Origin of the sequence: Pleomorphomonas sp. PLEO (assembly GCF_041320595.1) — a bacterium.
In the GTDB taxonomy this organism is placed as follows: Bacteria; Pseudomonadota; Alphaproteobacteria; order Rhizobiales; family Pleomorphomonadaceae; genus Pleomorphomonas.
On the sequence record NZ_CP166625.1, the window covers coordinates 3,911,373 to 3,923,439 of the forward strand.

A 12,067-nucleotide genomic window follows, 5' to 3' on the forward strand; every position below is an offset into this window, starting at 1 on the left:
CCATGAGCGGACAACAACGGAACCCATCGGACTCAGTTCGGTTCCTCGCTACCTTCGAAAAGGGCCAAAGGCTGAGCCGGCATGATGGTGGAAATGGCGTGCTTGTAGACGAGCTGGGAATGCCCGTCGCGCCGCAGGAGGACGCAGAAGTTATCGAACCAGGTGACCACGCCCTGTAGCTTGACGCCATTGATCAGAAAAATCGTCAGCGAAATCTTATTCTTACGGACGTGATTAAGGAAGGTGTCCTGAAGATTTTGGGCTTTGTCCGCCATTTTATTCGGCCTTTTCGACTTCGTTTTTTTGTGAGGGGCAAACGCCACACCGACGCTACGCGTCGCCCGGACTTATGGTTACGCCGGGCGCGTCGGAAATTACCAGTCCATTTCGAATGCGTGTCACGGTCGGTGGGCTCGTGCTATCCGTGTTTCGGAGAGCATGTGACAATTTTGCCCAAGGCGGCCTTGGCCGTCAAATCGGTGTGCGCTCGGCGATATCATGGAAGCGCCGCCTCAGACCGGCGGCGACGCTGCCAGGAGCGCCATTGGCGACCGCCTCGCCGTCGATGCTCACGACGGGGCAAAGAATCGCGCCGGCCGACGTCAAGAATACCTCCCGTGCCGCCTTCATCTCGGCCACTGTGAAGTGACGTTCGACGACCGGAACACCCTCGGCGGCCGCCACCTCCATCAAGACCGACCGGGTAATGCCACGGAGAATGCCTCGCTCGGCCGGGCGGGTGACGATCCTGCCCTCTTCGTCGACTAGCCAGACATTGGCGGACGATCCCTCGGTGACAAATCCCTCGGCGTCGACGAACACCGCTTCGAAGGCGCCAGCCTCGCGCGCCGCCTGCTTGGCGAGCGCGTTGGGCAGCAGGCCAACCGTCTTGATGTCCACGCGCTCCCAGCGGTTGTCGGGAAGGGTGATGACGGGCACGCCCTTCTCATAGCGGTGAGCAGCCGCGGCAACGTCCAGCGACTTGGCCGTCGCGGTAAAGGTCGGATTCACGCCGACGGGAAAGGCATGATCGCGCGGCGCGGCACCACGGGAGATCTGCCAGTAGACATAGCCATTCTCGACCCGATTGCGACGAGCAACCTCCCGCAGCACATGGGTCATCGCCGCCCGACTCATCGGCGCGGCAATCCTCAGTTCGGCCAGCGACCGGTCGAGCCGGTCGAGATGGCGGCGAAGATCGATGATGGCGCCATCCTTGATCTGACAGGCCTCATAGACGGCATCCGCGAACTGGTTGCCCCGATCCTCGACGCTGACGACGGCCTCCCGCGACGGAACGTAGCGCCCATTGACGTAGGTGATGCGGGACATGGCCGGCTCTCCAGAACTATACGGCAAGCGGTTATAAGATCACTCGAGTTCGACGATCCGCCCTTCGTCGAGGGTGATGCGCCGGTCCATTCGTTCGGCCAGCGACATGTTGTGGGTGGCGATGATGGCGGCGAGCCCAGTGGCCCTCACCAGCGCAGCCAGCGCGTCGAATACATAATGGGATGTTTTCGGATCGAGGTTGCCCGTCGGCTCGTCGGCGAGCAGCACCTTTGGGGCATTGGCAACGGCGCGGGCAATTGCCACGCGCTGCCGCTCGCCACCCGAAAGCTGCGAGGGGAGATGGGTTCCCCGCTTCTCAAGCCGCATATAAGAAAGCAGATCCTTGCCGCGCTTGGCAGCTTCCTTCTGGTCGAGGCCAGCAATCATCTGCGGGATCATCAGGTTCTCAAGCGCGCTGAATTCCGGCAGAAGATGATGGAACTGATAGACAAAGCCGATCTCGGTGCGGCGAAGGCGGGTGCGGTTGGCGTCGTCGAGCGTACCGCAGGATCTGCCGCCGATGAAAACCTCACCGGCATCAGGCTTTTCCAGCAGGCCCGTTATGTGAAGAAGCGTCGATTTGCCGGCACCGGACGGAGCGACCAGCGCGGTCAATTCGCCGGCAAACAGATTGAAGTCGCAACCACGAAGGATCGGCAGCGTGCCGGTGCCCTCCTTGTAGGACTTCTCGATGCCGACCAGCTTCAGGACCGGATCTTCGACGCCGGTGATGAGGGTTTCAATGGCCGGCATCACTCGTACCTCAGCGCGTCGACGGGATCGAGACGGGCCGCCTTCCAGGCGGGATAGATGGTGGCGACGAACGACAGCACCAACGCCATGATAAGGACGCTGATCGTCTCGTGCATCTGCATATCGGCGGGAAGCTGGCTGAGGTAGTAGAGTTCGGGTGAGAAAAGTTCCGTCGACGTCAGCCAGGACACGAACTGCCGGATCTTCTCGACGTTGAGGCAGACGACAAGCCCCAGTCCGAAACCGGCTATTGTGCCGGCAACGCCAATCGCCGAGCCGGTGATCAGGAAGATACGCAGGATAGCTCCGCGGCTCGCTCCCATCGTGCGAAGAATAGCGATGTCGTGGCTCTTGTCCTTGACCAGCATGGTCATGCCCGAGACGATGTTGAGCGCCGCCACCAGCACGATCAGCGTCAAGATCATGAACATCACGTTGCGCTCGACTTCGAGGGCCGAGAAGAAGGTGACATTGCGCTGTCGCCAGTCGGTGATCAGCACCGGCCGCCCGGCATCGACGGTCAACTTGTCCTTGATCGTCCCAATGTCGTCGGGATTGTTGAGGAAGACGTCGATGGCGGTAGCCTTGTCCTCCATCATGAAAAATTTCTGGGCCTCGGCGATCGGCATGAACACAAAGGTGCCGTCGTATTCACTCATGCCGATCTTGAAGATGGTGGCGACCGGGTAGGCCTTGACGCGCGGCGTCATGCCGAGAGCCGTCACATTGCCCTTGGGACTGACCAGCGTGACCTTGTCGCCGACCGTCACGCCAAGGCTCTCGGCGAGGCGCTGGCCGATGGCAATACCAACGCCCTCGTCGAACTTGTCGAAAGAGCCGATCTGCACGGTGTTGTAGACGAGCGGCAACTTCTGAAGGTCGGCGCTACGCACGCCACGCACCAACACGCCAAAAGCGCCGGATGGGCCGGAGGCCAGCACCTGCCCTTCGACGAACGGCATGGCGATCTTGACGCCTTCAACCCCGGCCAGTCGATCGGCTACCGAGGCATAATCGGTGAGCGGGCTATCGATCGGCTGGACAACGGCATGGCCATTGATGCCAAGGATCTTGTCCATCAGCTGGCCGCGAAAGCCATTCATCACCGCCATGACGATGATCAGCGTGGCAACGCCCAGCATGATGCCCACGAAAGAGAAGCCGGCGATCACCGAGATGAAGGCTTCCTTGCGACGAGACCTCAGATAACGACCGGCCAGTTTCCACTCGAAGGGAGCGAAGGGACGCCCCGCTTTCGCCTCGCTCATCCAAAGACCTCCAAACGCCGGAACGCCGCGCCGCGGCCACGAAGACCGATGGCCGACTCGCGGACGCCACCGAGCGGCGACGCGTGAGACTAGCAAATTCCGTCCGCTGGCAAGCTGCTGTTTCCGCGTTTTCCAGACGGAATCGGACAGCCACAAGGGGCGGCACATTACCGCCCCTCTTCAGCGACAATCAGGCCTTTTCTGTGACGCGGGAAATAGCCGACTCCAGCGACACCAGTTCCTTCTCTCCCGTGGCGCGCCGCTTCAGCTCGACCACACCGTCGGCGAGGCCCTTCGGGCCGATGATGATCTGCCAAGGCAGACCGATGAGATCCATCGAAGCGAACTTGGCGCCAGGACGCGCAGCCGTGTCGTCATAGAGCGGATCCTTGCCGGCGGCGGAGAGCTTGGCATAGGCGTCTTCACAGGCGGCGGAGACCGCCGCATCGTCGGGGCGCAGGCTGATGACACCGGCACCGAAGGGTGTGACGCTCTCAGGCCAGATGATGCCGGCATCGTCGTGGCTCGCCTCGATGATGGCACCGATGAGGCGCGATACACCGATGCCGTAAGAGCCCATGATCACCGGCTGCTCACTGCCGTCGGGCATGGCTACCTTGGCGCCCATCGGCTCCGAATATTTGGTGCCGAAGGAGAAGATGTGGCCGACCTCGATGCCCCGCGCCGACACGCGGCGTTCCTCGGGCAGCGCGGCGAAGGCCGCCTCGTCGTGCATCTCGTCGGTGGCAGCGTAACGGCTGGTGAACATATCGACGACCGGCGAAAGATCGCCGGCGAAATCGACGTCTTCGCCCGGTACCGGCAGGTCCAGCAGGTCCTTGTCGCAGAACACGGCGCTTTCACCGGTCGAAGCCAGGATAATGAACTCATGGCTGAGCTTGCCACCGATTGGGCCGGTATCGGCGCGCATGGGGATGGCGGTAAGCCCTAGCCGCTTGTAGGTCCGGAGATAGGCGACGAACATCTTGTGATAAGCGCGCAGCGCGCCGGCCTGATCGACATCGAAGGAATAGGCATCCTTCATCAGGAACTCGCGGCCGCGCATCACGCCAAAGCGCGGGCGCACCTCGTCGCGGAACTTCCACTGGATATTGTAGAGGTTCAGCGGGAGATCGCGATAGGAACGGACATAGGTACGGAAGATGTCGGTGACCACTTCCTCGGCAGTCGGACCGTAGAGCATCTCGCGCTCATGGCGATCGATGATGCGCAGCATCTCCTTGCCGTAGGCATCGTAGCGGCCGCTTTCGCGCCAGAGGTCAGCCGGCTGAATGGACGGCATCAGGATCTCGACGGCGCCGGAGCGATCCTGCTCTTCACGGACGATCGCCTCGATCTTCTTCAGCACCTTGAGGCCGAGCGGCAGCCAGGAATAGATGCCAGCGTTCTGCTGGCGCATCATGCCGGCACGCAGCATTAGGCGATGCGAGACGATCTCCGCCTCTTTAGGCGCCTCTTTGAGAATGGGCAGGAAATACCGGCTGAGACGCATGGAATCCTCTCGCGCTTTGGGATGAGCGCGCTACTCAAAGCGCATCGACCCTGAAAAAACAAGACCGATCGGTCACCGATAGGCCGAAAGCAACGCGATGTCCGGCTAAGCGCTATGACTTTAGTCTATGAGGCTAATCCCACATAGGGCACCAATTCGGAACCGCTCCAGACGCCTCCAACAACCCATTGATATAGCGATATTTCTCGATTTCCATCGTAAGGACTGCTAACCAATATGCCCATGCTGAACAAGCATGCAGCCTATGCACAAATGGATGACAAACCAAAAATCGCAGTGTATGGTACCGGCCATAAACAAGGAAGGCACAGCCAAAAGACGAAATGCTTCAGTAAATGGGGCCGTCAAAATAGGCAAATATAGAATGCCTTCCAGTTATCGCGGTCTGAGTCTTGGGAGGGAAAACCCATATAGGCGCGGAAAACGCTGCCGCCAGCGGATGGATTGGGAGGTCTTTCTATCTGTAGGCTTTATGGGCTGACACGCGGAACTAAAAAGCAGGGCTTCGGCCCTGCTTTTTTATTTGTTGCTATTGGAATTGCCTCCCCTATTTTTCAGGTTCGTCTGTCCGCGCCTATAAAAACACCGTTCAACAAACGGCAACTACCGTTCATGCGAAGAACCACCTATCCTATCCGTCAACAGGAAAGGACTGGCCATGAGCATTCCCGGCAAGGTCGGCAACGACCGAATTGAAGAAATCATTCTGCCGAATGTCCGCGACCTCGGTGGCTTCAAGGTGCGCCGCGCATTGCCATCGGCTCAGCGGCGCATGGTTGGGCCGTTCATCTTCTTTGACCAGATGGGACCTGTGATGTTCGGTGCTGGGGAGGCGGAGGACGTGAGGCCGCACCCGCATATCGGCCTGTCGACGCTCACCTACCTGTTCGATGGCGAGATGATCCATCGCGACAGCGCCGGCCACAAGGAGACCATCCGGGCCGGGGAGGTCAATTGGATGACGGCCGGCAACGGCATCGTCCATTCCGAGCGTTTTCCGACCGCGGTGCACACGGCCGGTGGCAGCCTGTTTGGCACACAGATTTGGGTGGCGCTACCGAAGGCGAGCGAGGAAATAGCCCCCCTTTTCAGCCATCATGACAAAGCTGTTCTCCCCACCCTCTCCGAGACAGGCGTACGGATGACGCTCGTGGCTGGTGACGGCTTTGGCACTCGCTCGCCTGTGCCAGTCTATTCAGACCTGATGTATGCCGACGTCCATCTCGAAGCCGGCGCACGCTTCAAGGTGCCGGCCGACCATGTCGAACGCGCCGCCTATGTGATTAACGGCGGTGTGGGGATCGAGGGACAGGAAGGTGTCTTTCCGCCAAGCCAGCTCGTCGTCTTCCAGCCGGGCGCCGAAGTGATCCTGGTGGCGTCGGAACCGACACGTCTCGTACTTATCGGCGGCGAACCTTTTCCCGAGAAGCGGCATATCTACTGGAACTTCGTCTCATCGTCGAAAGAGCGCATCGAATCTGCCAAGGCCGATTGGCGTGCTCGTCGCTTCCCGGAAATCGTCGGCGAAACGGAATTCATTCCGCTGCCGCCGGACCCGCCGGGATTGAAGATGAAGGACTGACGTCTTCAACCTTCCAAGCTGATGATCGAAAAAAAGGGCGGCGCCAGTGGCACCGCCCTTTCCATATTGCAAATCCGAAAACCGGATCAGCGCTTCGAGAACTGGAAGCTCCGGCGAGCCTTGCGCTTGCCGTACTTCTTGCGCTCGACGACGCGGCTGTCGCGGGTCAGGAAGCCGAGCTTCTTGAGCACGCCACGCAGGCCCGGCTCGTAGTAGGTCAGCGCCTTGGAGATGCCGTGACGCAACGCACCGGCCTGGCCGGAGAGTCCGCCGCCGGCAACGGTGGCGATGATATCGAACTGACCGTCACGCGCAGCGGCGTAAATCGGCTGCTGGACGATCATCTGAAGCACCGGACGACCGAAGTAAACGGTGAACTCCTTGTCGTTCACGATGATCTTGCCGGAACCCGGCTTGATCCAGACGCGAGCGATGGCGTTCTTGCGCTTGCCGGTGGCATACGCGCGGCCGAACTTGTCGAGCTTCTGGACGTACACCGGGGCCACGGCCACCGGAGCGACGTCAGCAGCGCCGAGTTCAGCGAGAGAGGAGAGCTCAGCCATGGATCAAGGCCTCGTGTTCATCTTGTTCATCGACTTGACGTCGAGGACTTCCGGCTGCTGGGCGGCATGGGGATGCTCGGAACCGGCATAGACGCGGAGGTTGGAAAGCTGGCGACGGCCAAGCGGACCCTCAGGGATCATGCGCTCAACAGCCTTCTCGAGCACGCGCTCCGGGAAGCGACCTTCGAGGATCTGGCGCGCCTTGCGCTCCTTGATGCCGCCGATGTAGCCGGTGTGCCAGTAGTAGGTTTTGTCAGTGTACTTGCGGCCGGTCAGCACCACCTTGCCCGCGTTGATGACGATGACATTGTCGCCATCATCCATGTGCGGGGTGTAGGTGGCCTTGTGCTTACCGCGGAGGCGCATCGCGATTACAGTCGCGAGGCGGCCGACCACGAGGCCTTCGGCGTCGATCAAGACCCACTTCTTCTCGATGTTCGCCGGCTTCGCCGTATAGGTCGTCATGGGCGTTACCGTCTTCCGGTTGGGCCGCCCCCGAAAAGGCGGCCGGTTCGTCTCATCTTTCGCACCGTTGCCGATACGAAAGGGCGGCTCCCGTTGCCGGGCGCCGCCGTCGCGCCTTCAAATATGGAAATGCCGCTCGTTTGTCAAGCAGAACGAGCGGCACACCATTCATATAAATCAATGACTTAATCAATGCGGTATTTAGATACCGCGTGATTTTGATCTCTCAGACGAAACCGAGAAGCGCCTTGACGTCTGTAATGTCGGAAGGTTTGCCAAAGTCGATCACGCCTTCAGCCGGCGCGATGCGGCGGATAAGGCCCGACAGCACCTTGCCCGCGCCAACTTCAACGAACTTGTCGACGCCGGCGCCAGCCATGGCCGACACGCTCTCGCGCCAGCGAACGGTTCCGGTCACCTGCGCGACGAGCTGCTTGCGGATGGCCTCGGGATCGGAGGTCGGCGCGGCGGTCACGTTGGCAAAGATCGGCACGATCGGCGCGGTGATGGTCGCCGTGGAGAGCGCCTCGGCCATCGCCTCGGCGGCCGGCTGCATCAGCCGGCAGTGGAAGGGAGCGGAGACATTGAGCAGCATGGCGCGCTTGGCGCCTTTGGCCTTGGCGATGTCGACGGCGCGAATGACGGCGAGCTTGGTGCCGGACACCACCACCTGACCGGGGGCGTTGTCGTTGCCTGCCTCGCAGACGTCGCCCTGCGCGGCTTCCTTGGCGATAGCGACCACCGCGTCGAAGTCGAGACCGAGCAGGGCGGCCATGGCGCCCTCGCCCACCGGCACGGCCTTCTGCATGGCGTTACCGCGCGTGCGCAGCAGGCGGGCGGCGTCGGTCACGGTCAGCGCACCAGCGGCGGCCAGCGCCGAATACTCGCCAAGCGAATGACCGGCAACGAAGGCCGCATGCTGCTTGATGGTGATTCCTTCGGCTTCCAAGGCGCGGAGCGCGGCCAGGCTGACAGCCATCAGCGCCGGTTGGGCGTTGGCGGTCAGCGTCAACTGGTCCTCAGGGCCGTTGAAGATGATGTCGGACAGCTTCTCACCGAGAGCTTCGTCCACCTCATCGAACACCGCCCGCGCGGCGGCATAATGATCGGCGAGGGCCTTGCCCATGCCGATGGCCTGACTGCCCTGACCGGGAAACACGAAGGCGTTGGTCATCTGTTGGCTTTCCTCAATAGTTTTCGGGGCGGACACGACCATCTGGCCGTCCAAGAGTCAAGGCCGCACCGCCGGAATCCGGGGAAAAACGGCCCTCACAGCCGACGCGGCAGCAACGCCCCGATGGCAACCACGAGCCAACCGAGGATCAGCGCGACACCACCCGAAGGTGCCGCCAATGGGAACAGGCTTCTGGTCGTTACCGCCTTGAAGATCAGGTCGCCGGAGAACATCAGGCAACCGGCGACAAACAGCAGCGCCGACAGTCCCCGCAACCGCTGGACATCGGCGTTGGCGAGAGTCAACAGCGCGGCGGCGTGGAACAACAGGATGTTTCCTGCCACGTCAAGGTTGGCGCCGGTGAAGGCGTGCGCACCGACGGCAAGCGTCGCCACGCCGGCCGCGCCGGCAATTCCCGCGGACAATCCGATCAGTCGATGGGCGGACATCTCATTATCCTCTGGGCATGATCTTCTGGCTTCCTCGCCCTTCAGCTAATAACGGTGTCGCTCCTATGTCCAGCCGCCAAACAGCGAAACGCTAAACCATGCTCATTCCAATCGTCGATGCAGCGGACCCCCGCCTTGCGCCGTTCATGAATGTCCGCGATCGCGATCTTCGGCAGACCCACGGTGACGCCTTTATCGCTGAGGGTGAGAGCGTGCTCGCCGTCTTCCTGTCAAAGGGCTCGCTCTTTCGCCCGGAAGCCTTGCTGATCGCCGCCAACCGGATCGATACGGCACTCGCTTGGGCGCCGCCGGACGACCTGCCGATCTTCGTTGCCGATCAGGGCTTGATGGACTCAATTGTTGGCTTTCCCATTCACCGCGGCCTCCTTGGCCTCGGCCGCCGCGCCTCTTCCCCTGCCCTCCCCGACTTGCTCGCCAGCCGTCCACCCGTCGTGGTCGGTCTCGTCGGCATCGCCAATCACGACAACATGGGCGGCATCTTCCGCAACGCCGCCGCCTTCGGTGTCGGCGCAATGGTGCTCGACGCAACCTCCTGTGATCCGCTCTACCGCAAGGCGATCCGGGTATCTGTTGGTGGCACGCTGAAGGTGCCGTTCCTGCGCCTCGACGCAGGAACGAGCGTCGCAGCCACTCTATCCGCCCAGGATTATCGGGTGTTGGCCCTTTCACCGCGTGGATCCAGGCGGCTCGATGAGGTGCCAACTGACAGGCCGCTGGCGTTGCTTCTGGGAGCGGAGGGGCCGGGACTGCCGGACCTGGAAATGGCCGGAGCCGAGACGGTGCGCATCGACATGGCCAGCGGATTCGACAGTCTCAACGTCGCAACCACCAGCGGCATCGCGCTTTACGAGCTAACACGCCGAATGGCTGCCAGCCGATGCGATAATGCACTCTCACCTCTCTCCAGCCCTTCCCCACGGGGAGAAGAGGGAGAGCGGTGAGAACGCTTTTTATTGTTTACCCGCCGGAGATTACCGTGGCCAGGTCGCGCCAGGACCCCGCCGCCGTCGGCTCACCCAGGGCCTTCTCGCGGGCGAATAGAGCCGCTTCGCGTTGGGCGATATAGTCGCGGGTGATCGGAACCACATCGTTTCTGTGGGTGAGCTGGAACTGGTAGACGACCACATCAAGGAAACGGAACGCCGCTTCGCTCATGGCGAGATAGCATTCCCACATACGGCAGAACCGTTCGTCGTAAAGAGCAAGTGCCTTGTCGCGCTTGGCCATGAAACGGGCGCGCCACTCACATAACGTATCGGCGTAATGATGGCGCAGCACTTCGACGTCGGCCATCATCAGGCCGGACTTCTCGACGGCGGTCACCACTTCCGACAGCGCCGGCAGATGGCCACCGGGGAATATATACTTGGTGATCCAGCCGTTGGTGAGACCAGGGGTCGAGGTGTGGCCGATGGTGTGCAGCATGAACACGCCATCATCAGCCAGGAGATCCGCTGTCTTGCGGAAGAAGGTATCGTAGTTCTCGGGGCCAACATGCTCGAACATGCCAACCGAGATGATGCGATCGAAGGTGCCGCGCGTGTTGCGGTAGTCCTGAAGCTCGAACTTCACGTGTTCGTAGCCCTTGTCGGCAGCACGCTTTCTGGCAACCGCGAGCTGTTCATCAGAAAGGGTCACGCCTTTGACGCAACGGGCCTCGCCCACCTCGGCGAGATAGAGGCCAAGCCCGCCCCAGCCGGAGCCGATGTCGAGCACGCTCATACCGGGATCGATCAGAAGCTTGGCGGCGAGATGTCGGCACTTGGCACGCTGCGCCTCTTCGAGAGTCATATCCGGCGCAGCGTAATAAGCGCAGGAATACTGACGATCCGCATCGAGAAACAGATCGTAGAAAGCGGCGTTGAGATCATAGTGATGAACGACGTTGCGACGCGAGCGCAGCAGCGTGTTGCGGCCAAACAGGACTTGCCGCATCTTGCGGGCCATTAGAAACAGCTTGCGGCCGGTGAACCTGCGCATGCCAACGCCGTGTTGGAGCAGCAGGTCGAGCATCTCGTAAAGCGTCCCCTCGACAAGGTCGAGCCGGCCATCCATGTAGAGTTCACCAAACCGTACTTCCGGATCTCGGATCAGCTCCGCCGCCACTTTACGGTCGGCAAATCGGATGACGATGCGTTTGCCGCTGCCATCGCCAAACGTCCAACGTGTTCCGTTATAAAGTTCGACTTCGAACGAACCGCGCGTCACCAGCTTGTTCAGCAGGCCGCGGAGAATGTTTTCCGCCCAGACCATCGCATGGTCCCCCACCTACGCTATCGCGGTGGCATCGGTTTCGCGGTCTTCAACAAGGCCGAACTCATAGACGTCCGATGGCACCAACTGAAACTGCAACCGAGGCCGTAGAGGATCAACGCAACCAAAATGAGTCTGGTCCGGAGCCGGGTCCGCCAGAAGCGGACGGCGGCCCCTGTCGGCGGCCCGTTCATAAATATGTCCGAAATCCAAAAAGGTTCCAGGAAAAATCATCGGTTGAGCGGGACTCGAGCGATCACGACTGCGCGATTGATCTACTGTATAGATCAATAACAGGCCAAAGCGAAATCTCTCGCCGGTTGCGGTGCCTAGCAGTTCAGCCTTTCGGGTCGGCCGGCGCGCTGTCGCCTTGCTGAGCGGGAAGCGGCACACCTCTTTCCGTGAACAGCCGGACTACCCCGGCCGGCATGGCGCGGCAGGCACAATGGGCGGCGTGCCCAGCGTGCCAGCCCATGCGTTGCTCGGGTGTTGGGTTTTTGGGCATGGGATTGGCCTCATGCCATTCGCGATTGAGTCTGCTCACCGTCATCTCCTCAGCAACGGCCCCGATGCCATCCTTGATATACGCGGGGACACGGCCTCCTCGCCTTCGTGTTAAACCGGATGGCGAAAACTGCCTTGGCTATGGTTTCAGCGCAGCCGCACGCGCGCC

General features: G+C 61.2%; 13 protein-coding genes. 2 read left to right on the forward strand and 11 right to left on the reverse strand.

The genetic code is table 11. From position 1 onward, the window contains the following. Nucleotides 1–32: 32 nt before the first annotated feature. The 5 genes from hfq to proS form a co-directional block, all read right to left on the reverse strand. A complete protein-coding gene (gene hfq, locus AB6N07_RS18155; RefSeq protein ID WP_026791804.1) occupies nt 33–275 on the reverse strand; it encodes an RNA chaperone Hfq in 243 nt (80 codons plus the stop codon). A 196-nt stretch (nt 276–471) separates the two neighbouring features. Next, entirely contained in the window at nt 472–1,332 is an 861-nt protein-coding gene (locus tag AB6N07_RS18160; RefSeq protein ID WP_370674470.1) for a D-amino-acid transaminase, read from the reverse strand. 39 nt (nt 1,333–1,371) lie between these two features. Beyond that, nucleotides 1,372–2,085, reverse strand: coding sequence for an ABC transporter ATP-binding protein (locus tag AB6N07_RS18165; RefSeq protein ID WP_370674471.1), 714 nt, complete (start codon nt 2,083–2,085; stop codon nt 1,372–1,374). Next, a complete protein-coding gene (locus AB6N07_RS18170) occupies nt 2,085–3,353 on the reverse strand; it encodes a lipoprotein-releasing ABC transporter permease subunit (protein WP_370674472.1) in 1,269 nt (422 codons plus the stop codon). The genes AB6N07_RS18165 and AB6N07_RS18170 overlap by 1 nt, the downstream gene beginning before the upstream one ends. 190 nt (nt 3,354–3,543) lie before the next feature. Beyond that, nucleotides 3,544–4,866, reverse strand: coding sequence for a proline--tRNA ligase (gene proS, locus AB6N07_RS18175; protein ID WP_370674473.1), 1,323 nt, complete (start codon nt 4,864–4,866; stop codon nt 3,544–3,546). 679 nt (nt 4,867–5,545) lie between these two features. Here proS and AB6N07_RS18180 point away from each other — a divergent pair. Beyond that, a complete protein-coding gene (locus AB6N07_RS18180; RefSeq protein ID WP_370674474.1) occupies nt 5,546–6,469 on the forward strand; it encodes a pirin family protein in 924 nt (307 codons plus the stop codon). An 86-nt stretch (nt 6,470–6,555) separates the two neighbouring features. Here the strand turns inward: AB6N07_RS18180 and rpsI are convergent, their stop codons facing one another. The 4 genes from rpsI to AB6N07_RS18200 all read right to left on the reverse strand — a co-directional run bounded on the left by rpsI (nt 6,556) and on the right by AB6N07_RS18200 (nt 9,120). Continuing rightward, nucleotides 6,556–7,032 carry a 30S ribosomal protein S9 gene (rpsI, locus tag AB6N07_RS18185; RefSeq protein WP_370674475.1) on the reverse strand — a complete coding sequence of 159 codons (477 nt, stop codon included), beginning with the start codon at nt 7,030–7,032 and terminating at the stop codon, nt 6,556–6,558. A gap of 3 nt (nt 7,033–7,035) precedes the next feature. Beyond that, the gene (gene rplM / locus AB6N07_RS18190; protein WP_370674476.1) at nt 7,036–7,497 is read right to left on the reverse strand and encodes a 50S ribosomal protein L13; all 462 of its coding nucleotides are present in this window, start codon (nt 7,495–7,497) and stop codon (nt 7,036–7,038) included. 226 nt (nt 7,498–7,723) lie between these two features. Beyond that, nucleotides 7,724–8,671: an ACP S-malonyltransferase gene (fabD, locus tag AB6N07_RS18195; protein WP_370674477.1), complete on the reverse strand. Its 948-nt coding sequence runs from the start codon at nt 8,669–8,671 to the stop codon at nt 7,724–7,726. 95 nt (nt 8,672–8,766) lie between these two features. After that, nucleotides 8,767–9,120, reverse strand: coding sequence for a DUF423 domain-containing protein (locus tag AB6N07_RS18200; protein WP_370674478.1), 354 nt, complete (start codon nt 9,118–9,120; stop codon nt 8,767–8,769). Between the two features lie 98 nt (nt 9,121–9,218). On the opposite strand from AB6N07_RS18200, the gene AB6N07_RS18205 reads away from it, so the two are divergent. Further along, the gene (locus tag AB6N07_RS18205) at nt 9,219–10,082 is read left to right on the forward strand and encodes a TrmH family RNA methyltransferase (RefSeq protein WP_370674479.1); all 864 of its coding nucleotides are present in this window, start codon (nt 9,219–9,221) and stop codon (nt 10,080–10,082) included. Nucleotides 10,083–10,098: 16 nt separating this feature from the next. Here the strand turns inward: AB6N07_RS18205 and AB6N07_RS18210 are convergent, their stop codons facing one another. Together AB6N07_RS18210 and AB6N07_RS18215 are read right to left on the reverse strand one after the other, a co-directional pair. After that, nucleotides 10,099–11,394 carry a class I SAM-dependent methyltransferase gene (locus AB6N07_RS18210; protein WP_370674480.1) on the reverse strand — a complete coding sequence of 432 codons (1,296 nt, stop codon included), beginning with the start codon at nt 11,392–11,394 and terminating at the stop codon, nt 10,099–10,101. 337 nt (nt 11,395–11,731) lie between these two features. After that, the gene (locus AB6N07_RS18215; RefSeq protein WP_370674481.1) at nt 11,732–11,938 is read right to left on the reverse strand and encodes a hypothetical protein; all 207 of its coding nucleotides are present in this window, start codon (nt 11,936–11,938) and stop codon (nt 11,732–11,734) included. Nucleotides 11,939–12,067 lie beyond the last annotated feature (129 nt).